Origin of the sequence: Bacillus sp. IBL03825 (genome assembly GCF_024712505.1) — a bacterium.
GTDB lineage: Bacteria > Bacillota > Bacilli > Bacillales > Bacillaceae_G > Bacillus_A > Bacillus_A wiedmannii.
On the sequence record NZ_JAMXKE010000001.1, the window covers coordinates 5144369 to 5169967 of the forward strand.

A 25599-nucleotide genomic window follows, 5' to 3' on the forward strand; every position below is an offset into this window, starting at 1 on the left:
AATAAAGAAATCTATTTCTCCAAAATAAATTCATATAAAAACAATTTAATCCCTCAATGCAAAATGCGGATTATCTAATAATTATTTCATTTACATACATTATATAAATCTGCTATTTTAGATTTCTTTCACACCAATAAATAAAAATATTCCCAAATACATTAAATTATTTCTCTACACATTTATTGTTTTTAAGAAGTCTTTTCTTTAATTATCTTATATATTCTCTCCGCATTCTTAGTATCTTTATATTTAAAAATCCTTTTAGAATTCGCTAAATATCTTTTACTAATCTTTAAATTATCATCCATAACTTTATTTATTTGCTTAATTAACTCTTGTTCTTCAGACACAATATAACCTAAGTCACTATATCTAATTTCTTCACAAGGAGCATGATGATTATTATGCGGATCAAACTGATACATTATAACCGGTTTTTCCATATATAAGAAATCAGATGACACTGATGAATAATCAGTGATTAATAGTGCGCTTTCTTTTAATAATTCTGATACAGTCGCATTACTTTTTACAAGAAACTCTATTTTAGGATGCTCTACAACAAATTCATCCATAAACTTTTGCATTTGACTATGTATATAAAATTTAACTTCTATATTTTTCTTTTCTATTAAATTTAGAAAGTTTTTGTTCTCAATTAAACTTTTATACACGTTATAATAATCGGACTGTAAAAACTGTGCTTTATTTACATTTAATAAGTGTCTACGCCATGTCGGCATGATGAGCATTTGTTTTTTCGTTTTTCTCTCGTGAAGATTATCAAACCTAGCTAATCCAGTTACAACTACATCCTCATCAGGATACCCTAATGTCTTCGTAATAATCCGCTTTTCATACTCTGAACTTGAAATAATTAAATCTTGCTTATATCTCTCCTTACTTAAATACGGAGCAATATTATGAATGATTACACCATGTTGCAAACAAATATTATTTTTTTTAGAAACTATATTTCCAAACCATTTAATAAATTGTTGTTTCGGCCTAGGATATGAACATTCTTCGAATACCCAAGCACTTATATATGTACTTGCAGCCAGCATATAAACCTTATGCTTAAAAGAAGAATGATATATAACATTACCATATTGCTCAACTTTATCTAAATGAGGTGAATCTTCATTAATTACATAATATATTTTTTCTGATGGATATTTTTCGCGACAATACTTGAAGAAGAAGAATCCATTATCTTCAGCCTGATCCTCACGCTCCCCAACTAACCAAATCTCTTTTCCTGCAAAGCGTATCTTTACAAATAAACTCAATACAAGAATAAGTACTTTATACAATGAATTTTTAACATATCCAAATACCCTTTGAATTCCTCGGATAGGTTTTGTAATTTTCCAAGATAAAGATTCTTCTAAGAGATGTGGATTTTTTTCAAAATACGTTTCATACTTTTGTGATTGATTATACCAGTACCTCTTACTCCTAAATATCACCATGTATTTCATCGCTTCATCATATAAACCCAAAATTATAAGATTTAAAAATTCCTTATATCCTTCATTCCCCTTATAAATACGTTCATCCGAGATAGATAAGAGGCCCTTCAACACATTCAATAATGTCTCTTGATGATCTTTTTCTACTTCATTTAAAAAGGTGTTTTTATCCACTAAATTTAATATTTGTTTAAAAAGTATAATTTTCAAATCTTGATTAAACTCTTCTCCATAATCACTTATCAAAGAATCAAAAATATACTGAATATCTTTTATTGAATTTATTATATACTTTTCATTAAATGGTGTTTTGTTTTTATATTTTATATTAGTTGCAAAATCATAATTTAGACCTGCCAAATATAACTTAACATCTAAATATTTAATTTTCGATTCATTTAATTGAGAGATAAAATTAAATTCCTTCGCTAACAAAACTTCTTTCTTTATTATTTTTAATGCTGTAATTGTAGCAAAGTTACTCTGTATTATATTTTTTTTATTTATAATTTTTTTCTCATTTTTTTCTTCTAAACAAGCAGATATAAAATCTAAATCCTTCTTTTGTGCAGCATTATATAAACTTTCGTATACATTTGGCCTAAACTTTGTATAAAAATCAAAGAAAGTAATATACTTCCCTCTTAATCCTTCTACATCAATCTTTCCTTCTTTTAATATTATATTCAGCTTACAGCTCTCTTTTAATTTTTCTACAAATCTAACCATATCCAAAGTAACATTTTCATAATTATAAAAAATAAGCAATTCAAACTCATTAGCACCGATAGTCTGTTTTTGTAACAATTCAAAGGCCTGTTTAATTACACCTTCATCATGAGCCCGTAATTGTGTTACTACGCTTAGTTTCATTCAAAAATCTCCCTTTGATAATATCTTTTAATTTAAAATTCCTATTTCTAAGAAATTTAGTAATCCTCCAAGAAAAGCTATTACGGATAGCCGTTTGTTTCCTATATCTTTGCTGTAATTCGGTTCCTTGTTTTAACCACCATCTTCTTGAAATTAACATGCTATTATATGCCAATGCTTCATTTATATAATTTTTTTCGATTAGACTTAAGAAGGGTTCTTCCCAAACTAAATATTTCTTCACTATTTCAATATCATAACCATCTACTACTCTGTTCACTAAATTAATTAATCTCTTCTTCTCTTCAATTGGTAGTTTATTAAAATCTGGATCACAAATTTTCCAAAGAATTGACCTTAACGCATTTACCTGAAAATAACTATATTCCTTATCGTTTAATTTTGGTTTAATTGCATCTACAGACTGTACATCATTCTCAACAGAAGAAAGAATATCTTGCTGTGTCAACGATAGATTGCGATCATCATCACGTGCCCTATACCTATAAACATTTTTGGGAATATAACTAAACTTTTTAGCTTTTGTAAATAATTGAACATCATAAAATTTATCTTCCCCATTCCTCATTCCCTCGATGAAAGAAATTTTATGTTGTCTAACAAATGCCGTCCTTACTAACTTTAAAGTAATAGCTGTTTTCACCTGTAAAAAGAATGGTGATACCTCTATGTTAGTATTCATATATGGTTTTTGTAAAAGATAGTGTTTAAAAGTTGAATGTTGGAATGTTGATCCATCACTATCATTAAAACTTTCCATTTTCCCCATAACAAAGTCTGATTTATACTCCTCGGCAATATTAAGTAAAGTTTCATATGCATCCGCTGGTATATAATCGTCTGGATCCATAAATATTAGATATTTTCCTTTCGCAATATCAATACCAATATTTCTTGGTTTACCAGGTGCGCCACAATTTTTTTCCAAGTGTATAGCTTTAAAATTATTATAGTTCTCAGCATATTGATCTAAAACTTTTCCCGTATTATCTGTAGAACAATCATTCACCATAATAACTTCCAAATTCTCTACACCAATTGTTTGATTTACTAAAGAATTTAAACACTCCTCTATATACATCTCTACATTGTATATAGGCAAAATCACCGAAATTAGTGGCTTTTTCAAATCTCTACACTCCCTTTATATTTTCGAATAACATTTGACAATGTAGCTCTTTTGGCTTAATAACGTACTTATTTACTTGCTCCAAATTAAGACTTTTCAATGAACTTTCAAAATCATTTAGTAAAAGATATATATCTTTTTCACTTTCTACTCTTTTTCCAAACAACTCTGTCCTATGATTAATCGGGCCTTCATTATAGTGTTTAGAATAAAATTCATCATAATCAAACTGAAAAAAAATAACTGGCTTATTCATATAAGCAAAATCAAATGAAACTGTAGAATAATCTGTAATTAGTAAACAATGTCGTTTTAATAGACTTTGTACTGTTTCTTCACCTTGTTTCATGACCTTGATTCGTTCATGAAATACAGGTGTTTCTGCATCTAATTTTTGAGTCTGATAATGAGGAAAGAAAGTCAATGTCATATCTTGCTCTTCTAACATCTGATGGAGCTCTTTACTTTTTAAAAATGACATATATGTCTGCCAGTACTTAGATTTCATTAATTGGTCTTTCGTTTTAATCCAACTTCTCCAAGTTGGCATGAGTAAAATTTCATTTCCTTTACTTTCATCCTTTAATGCATCCCAACGTGCAAGCCCCGTTACGATTACTTCATCTTCCTCATATCCAAATTCTTTGACGATATGCTCCTTTTCAAACTGTGAGGACACAACAAATAGAGAATAGCCCATTCGATTTTTATTTAACACATGATTTACACGACTTACACCTATAACCCCATGTTGAATAAAAATCTTCTTATTTTGCTGCCATTCGGGATAATACTTTAAAATGTGTTTATAATCATCTGTATACATATTGGCTGTTTCTGAATAACTATTAATTGTTTTATTACAAATTAATAAATAGAATGTATGTTTAAAACTTCCATATTGGATTATATTACCTAATCCTTCGATATTCTTATAATCATTACTTTCCTTATTAATAATATAAAAAGCTGGAACATCAGGATGTTTCTTTCGAATATACGTAAATAAGTGATAGGAATTATCTTGTGCTGTATCTTCTCTTTCACCAATTAACCATATATTCTTTCTACGAAAATATGATCCAAATAATTTATAGAATATAATTGCAAGTAATGCTTTATAATTTTTTCTTTTAAATAATCCTAAATCATAGCGAATTGATCGCTTAACTTCACTATATGTATTCATCATTCTCTTCATATAGTTAGACTTATAAATTTGAATTGTAGCTTCACCATTTTTATATAGCATCTTAATATCCAATGAATTTTCATTTTGATACTTTGTATTATTGCGTAACTGCGCTAACAGAACCCTTAGCGGTTCTTCAATAACAGTTTTCCCTATGCTGAGGCGTATCGATATTTTCCATTCTCCCTCTTCTAACAAATCTCTTACATTGACTTCTATTGTTTTAAAACCCGCATCATTATAGTCAATGGTATTATTAGAAAATAGGTATGATATATCAGTACGTAAGGAGTTTTTTAGTTGAATTGTTTTAGTGGTTTCATCTTTATAAAATACTAATTCTTTTTTTATTTTTTTAGTTGATAAATTTTCAACAAATGCATATCCACTAATTGCAAGAATCTCTTTACGAAGTTTTATTCCTTCAATTTTATGAACTACGGTTAAATTATTAACTTGTAATAATTCTTTATATCGAGGGAAAAATCGATAATAAAAATAATAATATTTCTCATTATCATATACATGTTCTTTAGAAATCAATTCATCCTGAAGGATTTTTAATAATTTCTCTAAACCTATATAATCATTTTCTTTTATCATTTCAGTTATTAATTGATCCCGCACATTAAAATCTTCTACATGTTTAAAACTAATTAGGCTTGATAGAAACTTATTTCCAAGTTGAATGACTTCTAAAAGCTTTTCATTTGAAAAATCTTTTCCCTTTAAAACAATGGAATCCACAAAGAATTTCCACTGCCTTGCCTCTATAGTATGGATTAATGCAAGCCTTTCTCTCTCTCTATACATGGCCGTTAATTTCATTTGTAATATAACTAACTGATTAAAAAATGTAATCGTTGTATTTTTAGATAGGTTATTATTAACGTTATCTACTATCCTATAATACAGCAACGGTATTTCACTTACGATTATCCTTTCTGCAACCAACAAACATTGTTGTGTAAATAGCAAGTCTTCCCCTACCCAAAGATCTTCATCAAAATGAATACCATTAAGGACACACATTTCTCTTTTAAATATCTTATTGCTCGCGGATGGAGTGAAATGTAATTCTAAGTTCTCCGCAACGTTTCTAATTAATGGGAATTCCTTATTGAATAATTTTTTCATATATGAAAGTGGCCAATTTTTATATTCATTAAAACAAATAATATTGGCAATAACCATATCTGCATTATTTCCACTCGCAACCTCATACATTTTCTCGTATGCAGCTAAATGTACATAATCATCCGCATCTAAAAATGTAACATATTCCCCTTTTGCTTTTTGTAATCCAGCATTACGAGCAGCACTCACACCAGCATTCTGTTGTCTATAAACTTTCAAATTATTATGTTGCTTTTCATACTGCCCCAATACTCTCATACTATTATCGGTTGAGCCATCATCAACAAGAATTATTTCGATCCCCTTTAATGTCTGCTCAACAACAGACTGTAAACACTGAGCTAAATATTGTTCTTTGTTATAATTTGTAATTACTACACTTAGCTTTACTTCCTTCAAGAAACCCTCATTCCCATCTTTTAGTTCATATGGTAACTTAGAAATCGAAAATATTTTCTCGTATATTATTCCAAATTATTATATATATTTATAAAGAGTTTTTTTTCATTTTCCCAATTATAATTATTACGGGCAATGAAGCTATTTTCTCTCATTTTTTCTCTTTCTTCTGGATGTTCTAGTATATAGTTTACTCCTTCAGCAATGGAAGCAGGATTGTGAGAATCTATACAAACCCCAACATATTCATTTTCCACCACACGTTGTATCTCTGGAAAACTACAAGCAACAACAGGAACCCCGCTCATCATATATTCAAATAGTTTATTAGATGAAGCTGAATAATGATTAAAACAAACGTTATTTAAAACTTGAAAACCTAAATAAGCGTTCTTTGTATAGTGTAATAATTCATTCACAGGTACTTTCGGAATGAATTTCACTTTATTTTCCAAACCTAAATCCAATACCATCTTCTGTAACTCAGGTTTAATACGTCCATCACCAATAAATACAAGTGTGCCCTTTTTAAACATTGGAGCTGCTTGTACTAGCTTGTCTAGACCTCTCCCCACTTGAACTCCGCCTTGATATAATAAGATAGGCTCTTCCTGTGAAATTTCTAACACTTCATGCAAATTAATCGAATTACTGTCCTCTGGTTGTGTTACAAAAGGATAATTATGAATGACCTTAGGGTAAAAGCCATATAAATCTTCCGCATATTTTGCACGAGTATGATTTTCCATAATCATTACATCTGTATATTTCAGAAAGAATTTTTCCATAATCCCATAAATTTTACTATTGTATCCGGTACGGCTGGTCTGTACCTCATGTGAATCATAGATTAATTTCTTTTTTCTAAATACTTTTGCACAAAGCCATCCTTGTGGTAGTGTATTTAAATCATTGGAATGATAGAAATCATATTCTTTTTTCAAACCAACCTTAACCATTTGAATCAGTATGTAAGAGCGTACAATTAATGTACGTAGCTTTCTCATAGAAAATATTGCACCAAATAACAATATCAAACATGTTATCATTGGGAATTTCCACAAACAAAGTGCTGCAATTACTCCAAATAAAAACATTGTAACTATATTTTTCGTTATCAACTGCTTTACTCGTTTTGCTGCACCCAAGCCTTTTTGTAAAAGAGATAGTCGATTATTTACACGTGTTACTGTAAATCCTTCTTTTCGCATCTCCCACTTAGGTAAATCATTTTGTTTCCAATCATGAATACATATCAGGTCTACTTCATAATCCTCTTCAGCTAAAGCCGTGCATTCCCTTAATACACGAGCATCATTTGTGAAGTGATTCCATACGAACATACACACTTTCTTCTGTTGCATCATTTTCCTCCATTAAACTTGTTAATACTTTAATATTATTTTTCCATCTCAAATATTGGAAAGCAAATTCATGACCATTATTTCCTAATTTTCTACGTAATATCTCATTTTCAGCTAGTTTGATAACGTGCTCTCCTAATTCTTTAGCTGTTCGATCACTTGAAATCAAACCACATTGAGCTTCATTAATAACTTTTTCAGCATATCCAGACACATCTCCAATAATAGGCTTTTTCATACACATATAATCAATAACCTTTCCTGGTAAAACGGTTTGAAATACTTTTTCATCTACTAAACTAACATATGCAATATGTGCCTTTGCAACTTCTTTTAGGGTTTTATTACGACTTTTTGCTTTAATAATTTCTATATTAGAAAGTTTTTTTTCTTTAATAACTTCAGCCACCTGATAACTTTTAAACCCATAGCCAATTATTTTAAATTTAATATTTTCCTTTTCTCGTAGATATTCAGCCACCTCAATCAACTTTAGTACATCTTGAGCTAACCCGATATTTCCTGTATAAATTACTTCAACTACCTCAGTACTCGAATCAGTTATAGGTTGTTTAGTTTCTATCATATGTAATTCTTCTTCTGTTAAAGAGTTTGGCATAAATGATACTTTTTCACGTCTAACATCTTTTAACTCCAGGTATGGAATAAACCCAGCGCTATTTACAATAATTTGATCAGCTACACGATATAATATCTTTTCTAAAGCATATGCTATCGATAATACAAACCGATTTGCAAAGACTCCAACTCCCAACAATGATTCCGGCCATAAATCTCGGACATCTAATAACAATTCAGCTTTCAACTTTTTTTTAGCAAAAAAACCTGCTATACCAATAAAAATAGGCGGAGTTGAAACGAATACATAATCATATTTTTTATCCATACGGAATATAGCCATAATAAAAAGCATTGTGATTTCTAAATACAAAAATAATCTCCTTAGCATATTATTTGTGTATTTTTTTACTCTTGGCTTTACTCTTATAACATCTTCGCTATTTATCGATTCTTCATCCCAAAATTCCTTTTTCTTATATAAATTCTCATTTGGATATCTTGGATCAGTAGTCAAGATTGTAACATCGTATCCTCTTTCACTTAATTCCAAATAAATATTCTTTATTCTATTGGCCGCACTTCCAATTTCCGGATAAAAATTTTGTGCTATTACTAACACTTTCTTCATTTCTCTATGTCCCTTCTTCCTCCCATATCAAATAATACCCCATTCTATTTTACCTAATCACTGCCTATTTTTACTATTTTTTAACAAAGTTCGCTTTAAATTTACAAAGTTCGCTTTAAATTTACAAATACAAGGATATCACTAAATCTGACAAAATTGAACCTTTCTAATTAATAATTTAGCTTTTTATAACTAATATAAATACAACGATATATATAAATATAAATAAAAAGTGTTACATTCTTGATATTTACTAATAAGTGCCTTAATACAAATAAACCTTGAACAGTAGATAAAAAAGCTAACTGTTCAAGGTTTACAGTATTTCAAATAATATTAATTCAATATTTATCGCAAAGCACGACGTGGTAATTTATCGATATTCTCTAACATAATACCTGTACCAACCGCAACACATTGCATTGGGTTTTCAGCAATTAATACTGGTACTTTTAGTTCTTCTGCTAGAAGCATGTCGATACCGTGTAGTAAAGCTCCACCACCTGTTAGAATAACACCGCGGTCGATAATGTCCGCAGATAGTTCTGGTGGCGTGCGCTCTAGTACGCCTTTTGCAGCTTGTACAATGATAGCCGCGTCTTCTTTTAGTGCTTCTGTAATTTCTTCAGAGCATACTGTAATTGTACGTGGTAAGCCCGTTACCATGTCACGTCCGCGAATTTCAAGCTCTTCGCTACGCGCACCTGGGAATACTGTACCAACTTTAATTTTAATATTTTCTGAAGTACGTTCTCCAATTAATAGCTTATACTTACGTTTAACGTAGTTTAAGATCTCCATGTCAAACTTATCGCCAGCCATTTTGATAGAGGAAGAGGTAACAATATCACCCATAGATAGTACAGCGATATCTGTTGTACCTCCACCAATATCAACAACCATGTTACCGCTTGGTTGGAAGATTTCCATACCAGCACCAACTGCGGCTACTTTTGGTTCTTCTTCTAAAAATACTGTTTTACCACCTGAACGTTCAGCAGCCTCACGAATTGCTTTTTGTTCTACAGATGTGATATTTGTTGGACAGCAAATTAAAATGCGAGGTTTTGAAAAGAAGCTCTTTACGTCCAATTTGTTAATGAAATACTTTAACATTGCTTCTGTAATTTCGAAATCTGCGATTACACCATCTTTAAGCGGACGAATTGCTACAATATTACCAGGTGTACGTCCCACCATACTTCTTGCTTCTTCACCTACTGCTAATACTTTACCTGTGTTACGATCAATTGCCACAACAGATGGCTCATTTAATACAATACCTTTGCCTTTAACATGAATTAATACATTAGCCGTACCTAGGTCAATTCCGATATCTCGCGCAAACATTCCCGTCATTTCCTCCTCGATATTCAAAATCAGGTTACACCCGAATTCTTTTACACCTAATTTCTGATTTTATCATAAATTTAACAGAAACGTAATATTCGCAAAAAGAATTCTTCTGAAAAATATTACCGAATTGAAACGGAATGTTTGCGATCGCATATTTATTGACGGACCGGCTTTTCTACATCTTCTTTTCTATACTTTTGCTTTGTTGCTTCTCCGCCTCTTAAATGACGAATAGACTTATGATAATCAAGAATTTCTTTTACTTCATTTGCGAGCTCTGGATTAATTTCTGGTAGACGTTCCGTTAAATCTTTATGGACTGTACTCTTTGATACCCCAAATTCTTTTGCAATGACACGCACTGTCTTTCTTGTCTCCACGATATACTTACCAATCTTGATAGTTCTCTCTTTGATGTAATCGTGCACACCACTCGCCTCCCTAAATTGGATGTGAGAAGTGTGAAATGAGCCTCGCTGCATACGACTAAGAAGTAAGTGTGAGTGCTGTTTGTAAGCGTTAAACATTCTTGGATTTATAATGAAATGATTCACGATTTCTCACCTCAAACACTCTCTTTGCTTTGGTTTATACCATTGTATTGCCCGCACTACTGATATATGCTACATGTTCAATATTTTTACAGAGAAGATGCTACAAATTTAGTATTTTATCTATAAAACACCTTATGATAAAAAAATAAGAGTATGTGGTATTTAATTGAAATCAAATACCACATACTCTTTATCTCGATTATTTATCTTGTTTACCATAATTCCCTTTTACTATTTCAGAGAATGTTTTTATATCTAAATCTGCCTTAATAACAAAACGATTAACTTTTAATATATCACTTTCTTTAGTAGCATAATCAGATGTGTTTACAAATGCCATCTGGAATTTAGAATCCTTTAATTCTTTAACAATCTTATCATTGTATTTTCCAAACGGATAAGAAAGGTAATCCGTCTTTAAAGCATCTTTACTCTTTAAAATGTCATTTTTAATTTCCGCATTATTCTTATTAAATACCACAGCTTCTCCTTTTTCTAATTTATGCAGAGAATCAGTATGGCTACCAAATTCAAAAACATCTCGCATTTTATCCATTTCAGATTTACTTAGAGCTTGGATTTTCTTAGGATCAAATTTCTCTTCTTGATTGTTAATTCTTGATGTAACAACAAAGGAAATGGCATGCATTTTATATTTTTTTAAAATAGGATATGCATAAATATAATTTGACTTTGATGCATCATCAAAAGTAATTAAAACACTTTTTTCTGGAAGATTCTTTTTATTTTTTATAAATTCCTCTAATTCTTTTGCAGTAATTGCTCTATAATTATTATCCGCTAAATATTTTATTTGTTTCTCAAATTGCTCCACCGCTAAAACTGTTCCTTTATTTTTAAAAGCTTCACTATTTTCTTTTTCAGTTCCCTTTAGTAAATGATGATATAATAAAACAGGCACTTTCTCCTGCTTACCTGCAGTGCTCATTTTATTAAAAATAAAAAATCCAATCCCAGCGATTAGCGCTACTACAACCGCCATTAAAATAATTAATTTTTTCGAACTTTTACTCTCTCTAGCTTTCAATTTAAAACTTCCCCCTCAACCACAACAAAAAAACACAGTATTTTAGATTCCTACTGTATTCAAATATCGTTTTCCTATGTAAAAAAATCACAATTAGTATTATACGGCCTAGCTTTAAAAATTCCAATAGGTGTACAAAAAGAAAAAGACACTCTTTCTTAGAGTGTCATTCTTCTCGTTCCAACTCTTCTTCTAACAATTGATGGTGGGGAACCTCTTTCTTACCGGCAATATAATAATATAAAGTGAATAAAACAAACAATAAAATAATAGCAGTCGACAGAACAAATAAAAATGACACAGTATCCCCTCCTTTTTTTAATATATATTCGAGAATCTCGTCATTTTTCCTTGTTATTGCAACTTTTTTCTCGAAATTGAGTATTTTTATATAAAGTGAAACTTTAATCAGTGGGCGCCATTTCCCACTGATTATTAGTTGAACCAATCGGGCTTTTACGGGCAGTTGACCCCAGGCCTAACTTCTTAGCTTTCACTGAATTTTGAAGTAGAGGTCTTACTGCCCGTTAATGCGGGGTAAAAGTAAAAAAATCAGCTCTCCTAGTGAGAACTGATTTTTTCACTTTCTTATTCTTGTGAAGAAGAACTGTTAGATGATTCTGTAGAATCATTTGTTGATTTTTCTTCTTTCTTCGGCTCTTCTTTTTTGTCACTAGTCGAACCGCTTGTTGATTTTTCTTCTTTTTGAGACTTATCTTCTGTTTTACTTTCTGGTTTCGTGCTCGTTGACTTCTCTTCTTTTTGAGATTTGTCATCAGCCTTTTTACCAGAAGCATTCGTTGCTTTTGCAGCACCTGCATCAGCTTTAATTTCTGCTACTGACTTATTTAAGTAGCGCTCAGGGTTCACAGCCACATTGTCTTTACGTACTTCAAAGTGAACGTGAGAACCTGCTTCTTTATTCATTGCACTTAGACCGGATGTTCCTAATACTTCACCTTGTACAACTCGTGCACCTTTTTCTACTTTCACACTACCTAAGCTTTGATAAGAAGCTGCTACACCATTTCCACTATCAACTGTTACAACATAACCAAGAAGTGAATCTTTTTCAGCTTTCGTTACTGTACCGCTTAAAGCAGCAGCTACATTGAATTCTTTTCCATTCTTCGCAGCAATGTCGATTCCTTTATTTGGGGAATATGTGTTGTTATAAAAGACAAGTGCTTTTTCTTGTTCCGCCTCAGTTGCTGCATCTTCATAGAATTTCTTCTGCACGACTACTTCCGCATTAGCGGCAGCTGGCATTTTCACTACTTCTGAAGATTTCGTTACTGGTACTGCTGGATCTTCCGATTGTGTATACGGTGTTGCTTGATCTTGGTTCGGAGTCTTCTTCGGATTAGCTCCTTGGAACCATAGCGCAACCATTAAAATTACCGCTGCACATGCAATGTATAGTGCCGGAAACACCCATCTTTTTTGAAATAAATGTACTACCTTTTGCGACTTTTTATTATTTCTTCCTCGCATTCCATCATCACCTCAGCAATCATTTTGAACAATATTCACGTATCCTATACAACGTATAACTAATTACTTTTCGACAAAATATGTAAAAATATGTATAGGAATTGTAAAATTTCCGAGGAAATGATAGAAAAAAGAAAAAACTGAGCACTTTCCGCTCAGTTTTTAGTCCAATTGTTTCTTTTTATATACGATTAAACATGCAATAAGTGAAATAACGAGCCACACTCCAACATTTAGCATATGCCCACTAATACTACTAAACCCAGCACCATCCACTAAGCTTTTAATCGCTTTTTCAAGATGAGATGTTGGAAGATAACTAATCATCGTCTTAATTACTTTATTTTCAACCATTGGCTCAAATTGTACAGCTAAATACATCGTCATTAATATTGGCATTCCAATTAGTGATGTTTGCGGGACAGACTCAGCTAATAATCCAATCACTGTTCCAATTAAAATGAATAGAATTGTTCCACATAAGAAAATAAATGCTAACAATAAGAGATTGCCACTTAATTGATCTAAAATGAATAAGTTTACAATGGAAATGCCCAACGTTAAACATGCTGTTAATATACTTTTCCCAAGAAGAACTTCAACAGAAGAAGCTGGTGATAGCATTAACACACGTAACGTATGTTTTTCTTTCTCTTCTGCAATTACCATTGATTGAACAAACCCTGCTACAAATAGAAAGGACATTAAAGTAATAATGCCAACTCCTGCCTGTCCTTCTCCAAATCGGCTAAATATAAATGCAAATATAATTGGTAAAGATGCCATTAACAAAACTTGTGAATTTGTCTTAAAATCCTGTACTTCTTTTCTAAAAATAGCTGATACACGTCTCATTGAAAATGTCATTATAGTCCCCTCCCAGTAACTTCAATAAAGATATCGCCTAGCGTTGGTTCGTGTGAATGAATGGATAGTAATTCACCTTTTTTCATCCATTCTGAAATACGTTTTGCACCTAATTCATCTTTTTGCACGACTTCTTTTTGCTTATCTTTTAATACAACTTGTATTTGATCTTTCGCGTATTGTAGACGAAGGTTTTCTGGTGTATCAAGCGCTACAATTTCTCCGCCGCATAGAAAGGCGATGCGGTTACAAAGCGTCTCTGCTTCGTTCATATTGTGAGTCGTTAAGAAAATCGTCGTTCCTTCTTTATTTAAGTCTTTTAAGATTTTATGAATGTTTTGTACGTTTACTGGATCGAGTGCGGATGTTGGTTCATCTAAGAAGAGGATATCTGGTTTATGAAGGATTGCTCTAGCTAATGTAACGCGCTGCTTCATTCCTTTTGATAGTTTCTTTACTGGTGTTTTTTTATCATCTAATAAATTCACTTGCGCTAGCACTTCATCAATTCGTTCTTTTTTACAATCGTATAAGTCACAAAATAATAGTAAGTTATCATAAATGCTAAGTCTTTCATATAAACCGCTGTTGTCTGTTAAAATACCAATTCGTTTATAATCGATGCTGCTTGGGCCTGTAATATCTTTTCCTAATACCTTTACCGTTCCAACACTATGGAGTAATTGAGAAGTTAAAATCTTTACTGTTGTCGTTTTTCCAGATCCACTTGGTCCAAGGAATCCGAAAATCTCTCCTTGCTTCACCTCAATATTTACATTTCGAAGTGCCGTTTTTTCGTTGAAACTTTTCATTACATCTTTCATTTCAATTGCCAATGTCATCCCGTCATCCCCTTTGTTTTTCTTTTTATAGATGAAAGTCGCTTTAGCGCTTTTCGTTTGTTTGTTTCGCTTTTCTTGACTCAATCATATGAAAAACAACGGGGTTACGCAGTAAAATACCAGTAAAAGGAGTATTTTTACCAGTGAATGAATCGTATTTTAAGCTTATTGGAGCAATTTTTATAGCCCAATCACACCTTTTAATTCATCCATTCGTCCTTTTGAAAGCGGAATTGAACTTTTTCTTTCGTCATCCAAAATTAAACTAAAACTATTACGAGTCCACGTAATCACTTCTCGTACTCTTTGTAAATTCACAAGGTACGAGCGATGACATCTAAAGAACCCGAATCCTGTTAATCTCGCTTCTAGTTCACTTAATGTTAATGCACATACGAAATCACCTTCGCGCACATGAATATGTGTCACTCCGTTTTGCGTTTCAATGAAATGGATTTCCATCGGGTCTAATAAAATGATTTTATCGTTCACTTTCGCTGGTATTCTTTCTAACTTCATTTGCGGAATCATTTGAACGACTTTTTCTTCATCAACTTCTTCTACTTCCTCTTTTTCGATTTCTACTTTTTTCACACCAGCATTGTTTAATATGTATACATCTTCTGTTAACGAAAGAGCGTCCGATAGAAACGATGACGTAATAAAAATGGCCTTTCCTTGCTCTTTCATTTTCATAATTGCTTTTCGAATAATAATCGTACTCTCTGTATCTACATTTTGTTCTGGCTCTTCCAAAATAACTAAATCTGGATTATGAACCATAACTCGCCCAATATGAAGGCGACGTTTCTCTGAAAATGATAGTTTTTCTATTTTAACGTTTAATTTATCTAAGAGCCCGACATATTGTACTACTTCTTCCGTGCTCATATTTGATTCATAAAGTCCTATTAAAAACTTGAAGTATTCCTTTACCTTCAAACGGTCGTATGCTTCATCTTTCAAAAAACAAAAACCGATGCGTGAATAATTTTTCTTTCCAATCGCTTCTCCCTCAAATAGCACGTTGCCAGTTGAAGCTTCTTCCTCACCAATAATAATGCGGTGCAACACTTTAGCTGTATGGTTATTACATTGCAAAACAACACATTGTCCTTGCTCAACCTTCAGTTCAACTGCTGGTAACTGGTTCGTCTTCCCTAATTGTCTCAACTCCAATAACGCCATTTTGTCTCCCCCAAATGCTTTTTATCACATTATACCAAACAATTAATGGAAATTTTTGATATTTTATGAAGCACCATAAAAAGAAGACTATCCAAATGAAAGGATAGCCTTCTTCTCTAGTTTTGTTCTACCATATAAGTCTCGAGCTGATCACGTAGTGCTCTCTTTAAAAACTTCCCTACAGATGTTTTCGGAATTTGATTTACAAATAAAATATCATCTGGCATCCACCATTTCGGAAATTCTACTTCTAGTAAAGCGTACAGTTCTTCTCTTTCTACTGCTTGTCCCTTTTTTAATACGACGCAAGCAACGGGACGTTCTTGCCATTTTTCATGCGGCACCGCCACAACAGGTGCTTTTAACACTTTATCGTGCGACATTAAGGCATTTTCCAAATCTACGGAAGAAATCCATTCGCCTCCACTTTTAATTCAGTCTTTCGTACGATCAGCAATCTTAATACATCCTTCCGAATCAACCGTGACAATGTCTCCTGTATAGAGTCAACCGTCTTTCATTGATTCTTCTGTACGTTCACCCTTATAATAGCTTCCAGCGATCCATGGGCCCCTTAAACAGAGTTCTGTCACCACTGAACATTGACGATTTTTTTAATATATCAACGATTCGACAAGGAACCTATCCACTAACAGAAGAAAACCGTCCCAATATATCTCTTGGAACGGTCTCTTTTCCCCCTACTTCTTCACCATTAACTTTCCTTCATAATCATTCATCGACTTTATTTCGACACCCTTATAATAATGAGCAACGATATCTGTATATTTCTTACCTTCCGCTGCCATGCCATTTGCTCCGTATTGGCTCATGCCAACGCCGTGACCGAATCCCTTCGTTGTAACGACGATTTTATCCCTCTCTTGTTTCCACGTGAAGTCAGAAGAGCGTAAATCTAGCTTTTCACGAACTTGCTTTCCTGTTAATGTTTTCCCTTGAAATTCTACATCTTTTACTCGCTTTCCTTCCGTAAGATCTTTAATATTTCCAACCTTCCCGTCTGCCAACACCTTCACACCAAGACGTTTTTGAAAGTCAGCTACTGTAAAAGTTTGCTCGCTCGTAAATTTTGGAGAGGCTTGATCCCACGGACTATCTACGCTCTTTAAGTACGGATAATCATTTCCCCAATAATCAGCCGCATTTTCTGTCCGGCCATTACTCGTTGAGAAGAAGGATGCTGAGATTGGTTTTCCATCGTATGTTAAAACTTGTCCTGCGGTTTTCGAAACGGCTTCTTCGATTTTTTTCAAGTTATTTTCGTAGTTATTACCCCATTGTTTCTTCAATTCTTCTTTACTTTTGTACACTTGATCTTTCACCGTATCTGTCACGTCCGCATTATTTTTCTTTCCTCCGCTTAGCATACGCTGCACCGCAAATGTTCTCGCTGCTAATGCCTGCGCCTTTAGCGCCTCTATTTCAAAACTGGCATTCATCTCAGAAGCTACTACACCGGTCACATACTCCTCCATAGGTAATGTTTCTACCTTCTTTTGCTGATCACGATATACAGCAACTTGAATCGCTGTATCCACTTTCCCTGGAGCTGGTATACTATCTATCGCTGGAGGAGTTTTAGAAGCTGCTTCTTCCCCTACTTTTGCTTTCGCAAACGGAATAACAAGAGCAGCAGGTACAATGATAACGAGCGCTATTAGAAGCGCTACTGTGATAAAAAGTGGCTTTGAAAATTTCATCTTATTTCCCCCAATATCCAAAAGCTTTACTCCATTCATTCTTATGGAACAACTCTTTCTTTTAGAACATACTGAAGGGGAACCATATAAAGTGGAACTTTAATTAGCCGCACCAATCGAATGTTTACGGGCAGTTAACGCAGGATAAAACAAAAATTTTCTAAATATTTTTACTGGTACGTGCATAAGTATAGAATTTATTGACTATAACAGTAATAACCCAAAAAAATAGCCCCTACGTCAAAAGACGTAGAGACTATTTCAATTAAGCGTGAAGATCAGAAACTTCTTGTTCTTTCACTTCTTCTACTTTTTCGTTTACACGTTCAATAGTTGCACCTAATGCAGCTAATTTCTTATGGAAATCTACATAACCACGGTCAAGATGCTTTAACTCAGTTACACGAGTGTAACCTTCAGATACTAAACCAGCTAAGATTAATGCAGCAGCAGCACGTAAGTCAGTTGCACCTACTTCAGCACCTTGTAAGCTGTTTGGACCGTTCATAATAACAGAACGACCTTCAATTTTAATATCAGCATTCATACGACGGAATTCTTCAACGTGCATAAAGCGGTTTTCGAATACCGTTTCTGTAATCATACTTGTTCCATCAGCTTGTAGTAATAATGCCATCATTTGTGATTGCATGTCTGTTGGGAAACCTGGGTGAGGCATAGTTTTAATATCAACCGCTTTTAACTTATCTGGGCCGATAACACGTACACCTTCATTTTCCTCAATAACTTTAACACCCATTTCTTCCATTTTCGCTGTAATTGAGCGTAAATGTTCAGGTACAGCATTTTCAATTAAGATGTCTCCACCAGTAATTGCCGCTGCAACCATGAATGTTCCCGCTTCAATACGGTCAGGAATAATAGAGTGGTTTCCACCATATAATTTATCAACGCCTTCGATACGAATCGTTCCAGTTCCAGCTCCGCGTACTTTCGCTCCCATTGCATTTAAGAAGTTAGCTAAGTCAACGATTTCTGGTTCTTTCGCTGCGTTTTCAAGGATTGTTGTCCCTTTTGCTAATGTAGCTGCAGACATAATGTTTTCTGTCGCGCCCACGCTTGGGAAGTCTAAATAAATTTTAGCTCCTTTTAGTTCTCCCTCAACGTATGCCTCAACAAAACCATTACCAACCTGTACTTTTGCTCCCATTGCTTCGAAGCCTTTTAAATGTTGGTCAATTGGACGTGAACCAATTGCACATCCACCAGGAAGTGCAATACGAGCACGACCGTTACGTGCAAGTAATGGTCCCATTACTTGAACAGATGCACGCATTTTACGTACATATTCAAATGGTGCTTCAATGTTTAGTTCTTTAGAAGCATCGATTGTTACTTGGTTATTTTCAAATACGACTTCAGCATTTAAATGACGTAATACCTCATTAATTGTGTATACATCAGACAAAACTGGTACTTCAGATAGTACATTCTTTCCATCACTCGCTAATAGGGCTGCAGCGATTATAGGTAATACAGCATTTTTTGCGCCCTCAACACGCACTGTGCCGTTTAACCGCTTTCCGCCACGGACGATGATCTTTTCCAAATTATTCCCCTCCGTGTCCTTTTTTCAGTATCTATTCACTCAATACTCAGAAGTTATGATCGGTGTGCCAACCACAATTGTATCTTTGTTGTCTGTAGAACGTATTGCTATTTGCACATTTATTTTCTCTCTATTTGTTGAAAGAGCGTCATCCCACTTTTTATTGTATGCGGAGACTGACACAAATGCTCTTTCTTCTATCTGTTCGATCGCTCTTGCTGAAAGATCTTTCAAAACCTGATTGGTTTTATTTTGCAAAACACCTTCAATCTTATCATTCAGTACACCTTGAACACAAGTGTAAATTATAGGTTTTTCACTAAAAATTTTATTTGTTTTCTGAATGTACTTCGGGTCCCATTTCGCCCCGCTTACTTCAAAAATAATGAAAGTGTTTTCTTTAGTATTTTCCTTACTCCATGTTACTACTACTCGTTCTTCATAAGAAGAAAATTTTTTATAGGATGTAGCTTTATATCCATCTGGAGATTGCTCTAATTCCCACTTTTGAACATTCGCCTTGTCCTTCACATCGTTTAACAACTTTTGAAACGTATGTATATTAGAAATTGTTTTTGTTTCTCGCGCTAACCATGACCACTTCTCTACTTTAGCATCATTTTTCTCTAAAGTTGCAATCATGCTCTCCATTTTCTGTTCATCGCTGATCGGTTTCATCTCTCTATATCCAACCAAAAATAAAACAACACTTATCACAACAATAAGAATGGCTTTAAGCTTCAATTTCATCCCCTCCTATCCCCATTGTTAACGGAGATATGAGGTTCTATACACTTACTTTACTAAATACGTTAAACTCTTTGAATAGCCTAAATAATCAAGGAAAAAGTTACTTACAGATGTCCCAATTGCAATTGTAATTAGGATGAGTAACACTCGCGTCTGCATCACCTTTCCAGACTTCATTAAACGCTCAATGTGAACACCTTGTAAGGCCCACCATGTAATGGTAATAAACAATAAATGCGAAACAATGGCAATCAGTGCTTGTTGCCCTAAAAGATGTGCCAAAAAATCGACCCCTTTTTACCCAGCTACTACTTACGAAATACTATAAAAACGATACCATAATAAGTAGGAGCCACACTTTTTCAAATACAAATAAGCATCTTACATTTCACATCATAATTTGCTCTCAAAAAACATATACCTACATGCATTTTCAATTGTAATTCACACAAAATAAAAAGCGCAGAGTAACAACTCCACACCTTTTATTTTCACTATTGTACCACGTTCCCTAAGAAGAAGAAATCCTTCATTAATGGAAAATATTCATAAAAGAAATTGTATCCAATCATCGGCATAATCCCTAGTATTACAATCGCAATTGCACAAAGGCTCATAACAACCTTTATATTCAATGGCAAACGAATTTTCTCTTCCACTTCTCCCGTCCGGAAAAACATTTGCTGTAAAATACGGAAATAATATACGAATGAGATGACTGTCGTCCCCATCATAATAGAAGCTAGTACGTAATGAGCTGGCTCTACATGCAGTGCACCTAAAAAGATGTTAATTTTCCCGATGAAACCAGCTGTTCCTGGTATCCCGGCCAACGATAATATAAAAATCGTCATCACTATCGCTGTAAATGGCGACCGCTTATATAATCCGGTGAAAATGGTAATGTTTTCTTTGTCGCTTTGTAAGATTAAGCCGTGGATAATTGCAAACGCGCCTATATTCATAAGCATATACGCAAGCATGTAAAACCACATGCTATCCATCGTAAATGGTGATAATGCTACAAGCGGAACGAGTAAATACCCCGCATGTGCGATTCCCGAATAGGCAAATAGACGTTTTACGTTATATTGCTTTAACGCTACTACGTTTCCAATAATCATCGTAATACTCGCTAGTACTACAATGTATATGCTCATACGTCCGTATAAAGATTGCATGTCTCCTTGCACCGATACACTTGCAAAAACCATGAGAAACAGACGAGTAATTAGTAAGAACCCTGCAATTTTAGAAATCGTCCCGAGAAAAGCAGTAACAGGCGTAGCCGCTCCCTCATACACATCTGGTGCCCACATATGAAACGGTACTGTCGCAATTTTAAATGAGAGTCCAACGAGCAGGAGTAGAAATGCGAGAGCTAACAATAACTGAATACCACCAGCAAGCTCCCCTGTGAATACTTTTTGCATATCCACGATATTAGTTGATCCTGTAATACCGTATAAATAACTCATTCCAAAGAGCGTAATTGCCGTTCCAATTCCTCCATTAATGACATATTTCATGGCCGCCTCGTTTGATGCACGGTTCTTTTTTCGTATTCCTACTAAAATATATGAAGAAAGTGAAAGCAATTCTAAACCGATGAAAAGTGTAATGAAGTCGACACTAGAAGCCATAAACATAGCCCCAAGAAGTGCCATTAAAAATAAGTAATAATATTCTCCCTTATCTTCAATTGGATTCTTCTTATCATCGCTCATTGCGGTGCATAAGATGAGGGCCGCTCCGCCTAACAACAACGTTTTGAACCCTTTTGAAAACCCATCTAACACAAACGATCCGTTTAAAATATCTCCTGTCGGTTCACCATATAGCGTAATTAATGAGACAATTGCTAATATGACGGCTGCGATTGCACTAAGCGCTACATATCTATGGTTCAACTTAAAAAACAAATCACATATGGAAAGAAGGATGGCAGCTCCAAGAATAATGAATTCTGGCACCATGAGATGCCATGATAAGCTAAGTAACGTATTCATATCCATCCTACTTCACCCCCAATGTTTTCAATGTATTTTGAAGCGGATCCCCTAGTATTTCTGGCATTACTCCAATTGCAATAATGCAGAAGATAAGTAGCAATATAGGGACATACTCCCATCCGTGTATATCAGCTTTCGCCTCCCACTCTTTCTTACCAAATGTTACTTGAAGTGTCGCTCTCAATACGTATACAGCGGTTAAAATGATGCCAAGTACACCGACTGTAGCAATGATTGGCTCCCCTTGGAATAAACCGAGAAAGGCAAGAAACTCGCTAACAAATCCAGACATTCCTGGTAATCCAAGCGATGCCATTCCTCCTGCTAAGAAGAATCCGCTAAGTACCGGGACACTTTTTGCGAGTCCGCCAAGCGCTGTAATATCCGACGTTCCAAAGCGCTGTTCTATAACGCCCAGTAAGAAGAAAAGTAAGGCTGCAATTAAACCGTGAGAGACAACTTGGAATAGTGCCCCTTGTGTACCTGGTGCATTTAACGCCGCAAGGCCCATTAATACAATGCCCATATGCGAAATACTAGAGTAAGCAAGTACCTTCCGGAAGTCCGTTTGGATGAGCGCTAAGAAGGCTCCGTACAATAAATTAATGACTCCTAAAATCGCAATGAGCGTTGCAAACTCGCGAAAGTATTCCGGGAATAGCCCCTTTCCGAAACGAATCATACCGTATGCCCCAATCTTCAGTAAAACGCCCGCATGAAGCATAACTACAGCCGGATGCGCTTCAATATGCACATTGACCATCCAGCGATGTAACGGGAAAACGGGTAGTTTAATCGCAAAAGCAATCATTATGGCAAGAAACAAGCCGAACTGTAAACTACTTGAGACAGCCATTCCTCCCCCAGCACCTACACTCGTTAATATTTCTTTAAGCTCTGTAATATTTGTTGTACCTGTTTTCGCAAATAAAACCGAGAAAACGATGAGCAAAATAGCGGAGCCAATACCGTTATATATTAAATAACTATAAGCAGCTTTTTCACTCGACAATTTCCCCCACTTCCCAATTAATAAAAACATTGGTGGCAACGTAATTTCAAAGAAGATAAAGAACAACATTAAATTTTGAGCAGCGAAGACGCCGAGCATCCCTATTTCTAACATGAGTAGCAGCATATAAAAGGCTTTCAAGTTTCTTTTAATAGTAAATGCCGCAATTGCTGCAAGCATCGCTAGAAGGGCTGTCAGCACCATCATAACGAGCGATAAACCATCAATGCCGAGCTCGTAATAAATGGAAAACAATCTTTTATCCACCGCTGCAAGATCCCCAAATTTAATCCATTTCACTTTTTCATCAAATAGCGATAAACTCTTTCCAGAAGCGTATGTACAAGCGAGAACGATAGCGATTCCAAATGGAAGCGCCGTTCCAAATAAACCAAGCGCTCGCACTGTACGCGATTCTTTTTTCGGTGTTAATACAAGTAAGAGAATTCCTAAAAGCGGGGAAAAAATGAAGAACGTTAATAACAAATCATTCATCGTAAATCCCCTCCCGTATAGAGCAAAATAATGACGAGTACTGCAAGCGAAACAGCTGTTACAGTGCCGTACACTTGTACATTTCCGTTTTGGAGTCTAGAACCGAGTCCGCTTATCCCTTTAATTAGACTCCCTATTAAAATGGCAATTCCTTCGACTACATACACCTCAAATAAGCGAAGCACATGGGCGACTCCCTTCGTAATAGGGAGCACCGTCATATTGTATAGTTCATCCACATAATATTTTTCTTTCAAAAGGTTATAAAGAGGTGTTCCATCACCACCAGCCCAATCTCTAGAAATAGATTTCTTGCCATATATGAAATATGCAAGAGCAATCCCAGCAAATGAAACGATAGTCGCTACGATCATAATCCAAACTGGTCCGTGTGCCTCTCGCGCTTTAAATGCTACATCTTTCGTAAGCCAATCCCCGAGGAATGTCCCAAACCATGGTGTATTCATATAACCCGCCACTACCGCGAGAACGCCAAGGACGATCATCGGATACGTCATAATGCGGGGCGATTCCTGCACATCTCCCTTCGTCTTGGCTTCCCCAGTAAAGACAAGGAAGTATAGCCGGAACATGTAGAATGCTGTTAAGAACGCTGCAATTACTGCTAATATGAATAAAACGTAATTGCCATTCATCCAAGTCACCGCTAAAATTTCATCTTTACTAAAGAAACCTGAAAGGAGCGGAACCCCACTAATTGCAAGTGTACCGATTAAAAATAGTGCACCCGTTACTTTCATCTTCTTCTGTAAACCACCCATTTTATTAATGTCTTGCGTATGCACTGCATGAATGACACTTCCTGCCGCCAAAAATAGTAGCGCTTTAAAAAAGGCGTGTGTCGTTAAATGGAAAACACCAGCTACATAACCGGCAGATCCTAACGCAAGCATCATATACCCAAGCTGGCTCACTGTAGAATAAGCAAGCACTCTCTTTATATCCGTTTGTACAAGACCTATGGAAGCCGCAAAGATTGCAGTGAAGGCTCCAACAATTGCCACCGTCTGCATCGCCACCGCACTTGCTGAAAATAGCGGGAACATCGTCGCCACTAAATATACGCCAGCTGCGACCATCGTCGCCGCATGAATAAGTGCCGAAACAGGCGTCGGCCCTTCCATCGCATCTGGTAACCACGTATGAAGCGGGAACTGACCTGACTTCCCCATCGCACCGATAAAAATTAATATCGCTGTTATTGTAATCATCGTAGGGGTAAGATCCCCCGTATGAATCGCCCTAAATATTGCGTCATATTCAAAACTACCTGCATGCCAGAAAATTAAGATCATCCCAATAAATAAACCGACATCTCCAATACGAGTCATAATAAAAGCCTTTTTCGCAGCAGCCTTCGCTTCTTCTTTAAAGAAATAAAAACCGATGAGTAAAAATGAACCAAGGCCGACTAACTCCCAAAATATATAAAGCTGTAATAAATTCGGGGATATAACGAGCCCGAGCATCGCAAATGTAAAGAGCCCTAAATAGGCATAAAAGGTTGGTAATCTTTCCTCACCTTTCATATAACCTTTCGAATACACATGTACAAGTAAACTCACAAGTGTAACGATAAACAGCATTAAAGCCCCTAATGCAGTCACTTCAAAGCCAAATGATATATCAATATCTCCCGTTCTAAGCCATACCCACTTATGCTTCACGCTTGCTTCTGAAAATCTTTCTATTAATACAAGTACCGCAAATATAAAGGAGAGAAAGACGAGGAAAATACTAAGTACACTGCTTCCTTCTCTAATTTTCTTCCCGAATATAAGTAATAAAAAAAACGAAACAAGCGGGAAAAGCGGTATGAGCCATGCATAATCGATCATTGTTTCCTTCCCCCTTTTCGGTCACAAT

General features: G+C 34.8%; 20 protein-coding genes and 1 pseudogene. All 21 read right to left on the reverse strand.

Going from position 1 to position 25599, the window contains the following annotated elements; genetic code table 11:
- Positions 1-191: 191 nt before the first annotated feature.
- On the reverse strand, positions 192-2351 hold the full coding sequence (locus NHG49_RS26605) for a CDP-glycerol glycerophosphotransferase family protein (protein WP_258126730.1): 2160 nt from the start codon (positions 2349-2351) through the stop codon (positions 192-194).
- The gene (locus NHG49_RS26610; RefSeq protein WP_258126731.1) at positions 2314-3501 is read right to left on the reverse strand and encodes a glycosyltransferase family 2 protein; all 1188 of its coding nucleotides are present in this window, start codon (positions 3499-3501) and stop codon (positions 2314-2316) included. Before NHG49_RS26610 ends, NHG49_RS26605 begins: the two co-directional genes overlap by 38 nt.
- A 4-nt stretch (positions 3502-3505) precedes the next feature.
- On the reverse strand, positions 3506-6229 hold the full coding sequence (locus NHG49_RS26615; RefSeq protein ID WP_258126732.1) for a bifunctional glycosyltransferase/CDP-glycerol:glycerophosphate glycerophosphotransferase: 2724 nt from the start codon (positions 6227-6229) through the stop codon (positions 3506-3508).
- A 65-nt stretch (positions 6230-6294) separates the two neighbouring features.
- Complete coding sequence (locus tag NHG49_RS26620; RefSeq protein ID WP_258126734.1) at positions 6295-7593, reverse strand: glycosyltransferase; 1299 nt, start codon at positions 7591-7593, stop codon at positions 6295-6297.
- On the reverse strand, positions 7544-8803 hold the full coding sequence (locus NHG49_RS26625; protein ID WP_258126736.1) for a glycosyltransferase family 4 protein: 1260 nt from the start codon (positions 8801-8803) through the stop codon (positions 7544-7546). The genes NHG49_RS26620 and NHG49_RS26625 overlap by 50 nt, the downstream gene beginning before the upstream one ends.
- Before the next feature lie 348 nt (positions 8804-9151).
- Positions 9152-10153 (reverse strand): rod shape-determining protein, encoded by a 1002-nt coding sequence (gene mreB / locus NHG49_RS26630; protein WP_048542658.1) that lies wholly within the window; start codon positions 10151-10153, stop codon positions 9152-9154.
- Positions 10154-10314: 161 nt separating this feature from the next.
- Entirely contained in the window at positions 10315-10587 is a 273-nt protein-coding gene (spoIIID, locus tag NHG49_RS26635; protein WP_000544012.1) for a sporulation transcriptional regulator SpoIIID, read from the reverse strand.
- Between the two features lie 325 nt (positions 10588-10912).
- Positions 10913-11761, reverse strand: coding sequence for a polysaccharide deacetylase family protein (locus tag NHG49_RS26640; RefSeq protein WP_258126740.1), 849 nt, complete (start codon positions 11759-11761; stop codon positions 10913-10915).
- A 166-nt stretch (positions 11762-11927) separates the two neighbouring features.
- Entirely contained in the window at positions 11928-12062 is a 135-nt protein-coding gene (locus NHG49_RS26645; RefSeq protein WP_000008903.1) for a hypothetical protein, read from the reverse strand.
- Between the two features lie 287 nt (positions 12063-12349).
- Complete coding sequence (spoIIQ, locus tag NHG49_RS26650) at positions 12350-13255, reverse strand: stage II sporulation protein SpoIIQ (protein WP_258126741.1); 906 nt, start codon at positions 13253-13255, stop codon at positions 12350-12352.
- 162 nt (positions 13256-13417) lie between these two features.
- Positions 13418-14122, reverse strand: coding sequence for an ABC transporter permease (locus NHG49_RS26655; RefSeq protein WP_000144455.1), 705 nt, complete (start codon positions 14120-14122; stop codon positions 13418-13420).
- A complete protein-coding gene (locus tag NHG49_RS26660) occupies positions 14122-14964 on the reverse strand; it encodes an ABC transporter ATP-binding protein (RefSeq protein ID WP_064476122.1) in 843 nt (280 codons plus the stop codon). The genes NHG49_RS26655 and NHG49_RS26660 overlap by 1 nt, the downstream gene beginning before the upstream one ends.
- A gap of 180 nt (positions 14965-15144) precedes the next feature.
- Positions 15145-16152 (reverse strand): LytTR family transcriptional regulator DNA-binding domain-containing protein, encoded by a 1008-nt coding sequence (locus NHG49_RS26665; RefSeq protein ID WP_064476121.1) that lies wholly within the window; start codon positions 16150-16152, stop codon positions 15145-15147.
- Positions 16153-16268: 116 nt separating this feature from the next.
- Positions 16269-16739: pseudogene (locus tag NHG49_RS26670) on the reverse strand (AMP-binding enzyme); the annotation flags it as partial.
- Between the two features lie 114 nt (positions 16740-16853).
- Entirely contained in the window at positions 16854-17873 is a 1020-nt protein-coding gene (gene spoIID / locus NHG49_RS26675; RefSeq protein WP_258126743.1) for a stage II sporulation protein D, read from the reverse strand.
- A 265-nt stretch (positions 17874-18138) separates the two neighbouring features.
- A complete protein-coding gene (gene murA, locus NHG49_RS26680) occupies positions 18139-19443 on the reverse strand; it encodes a UDP-N-acetylglucosamine 1-carboxyvinyltransferase (protein WP_000411269.1) in 1305 nt (434 codons plus the stop codon).
- 39 nt (positions 19444-19482) lie between these two features.
- Positions 19483-20187, reverse strand: coding sequence for a YwmB family TATA-box binding protein (locus NHG49_RS26685; RefSeq protein ID WP_370458093.1), 705 nt, complete (start codon positions 20185-20187; stop codon positions 19483-19485).
- A gap of 51 nt (positions 20188-20238) precedes the next feature.
- On the reverse strand, positions 20239-20475 hold the full coding sequence (locus NHG49_RS26690; protein ID WP_000940744.1) for a DUF1146 family protein: 237 nt from the start codon (positions 20473-20475) through the stop codon (positions 20239-20241).
- A gap of 212 nt (positions 20476-20687) precedes the next feature.
- Positions 20688-22202 (reverse strand): NADH-quinone oxidoreductase subunit NuoN, encoded by a 1515-nt coding sequence (nuoN, locus tag NHG49_RS26695; protein ID WP_323135203.1) that lies wholly within the window; start codon positions 22200-22202, stop codon positions 20688-20690.
- Between the two features lie 7 nt (positions 22203-22209).
- Entirely contained in the window at positions 22210-23712 is a 1503-nt protein-coding gene (locus NHG49_RS26700) for an NADH-quinone oxidoreductase subunit M (RefSeq protein WP_088047743.1), read from the reverse strand.
- On the reverse strand, positions 23709-25571 hold the full coding sequence (gene nuoL / locus NHG49_RS26705) for an NADH-quinone oxidoreductase subunit L (RefSeq protein ID WP_088047742.1): 1863 nt from the start codon (positions 25569-25571) through the stop codon (positions 23709-23711). The genes NHG49_RS26700 and nuoL overlap by 4 nt, the downstream gene beginning before the upstream one ends.
- Positions 25572-25599: the final 28 nt, after the last annotated feature.

Bases quoted from the DNA above. Each gene is read 5' to 3' on its own strand.
- NHG49_RS26620 (WP_258126734.1), bottom strand. From the start codon at position 7,593: ATGCAACAGAAGAAAGTGTGTATGTTCGTATGGAATCACTTCACAAAT.
- spoIID (WP_258126743.1), bottom strand. From the start codon at position 17,873: ATGAAATTTTCAAAGCCACTTTTTATCACAGTAGCGCTTCTAATAGCG.
- nuoL (WP_088047742.1), bottom strand. From the start codon at position 25,571: ATGATCGATTATGCATGGCTCATACCGCTTTTCCCGCTTGTTTCGTTT.
- spoIIQ (WP_258126741.1), bottom strand. From the start codon at position 13,255: ATGCGAGGAAGAAATAATAAAAAGTCGCAAAAGGTAGTACATTTATTT.
- NHG49_RS26700 (WP_088047743.1), bottom strand. From the start codon at position 23,712: ATGAATGATTTGTTATTAACGTTCTTCATTTTTTCCCCGCTTTTAGGA.
- NHG49_RS26660 (WP_064476122.1), bottom strand. From the start codon at position 14,964: ATGACATTGGCAATTGAAATGAAAGATGTAATGAAAAGTTTCAACGAA.
- nuoN (WP_323135203.1), bottom strand. From the start codon at position 22,202: ATGAATACGTTACTTAGCTTATCATGGCATCTCATGGTGCCAGAATTC.
- mreB (WP_048542658.1), bottom strand. From the start codon at position 10,153: ATGTTTGCGCGAGATATCGGAATTGACCTAGGTACGGCTAATGTATTA.
- NHG49_RS26605 (WP_258126730.1), bottom strand. From the start codon at position 2,351: ATGAAACTAAGCGTAGTAACACAATTACGGGCTCATGATGAAGGTGTA.
- NHG49_RS26665 (WP_064476121.1), bottom strand. From the start codon at position 16,152: ATGGCGTTATTGGAGTTGAGACAATTAGGGAAGACGAACCAGTTACCA.
- NHG49_RS26625 (WP_258126736.1), bottom strand. From the start codon at position 8,803: ATGAAGAAAGTGTTAGTAATAGCACAAAATTTTTATCCGGAAATTGGA.
- NHG49_RS26655 (WP_000144455.1), bottom strand. From the start codon at position 14,122: ATGACATTTTCAATGAGACGTGTATCAGCTATTTTTAGAAAAGAAGTA.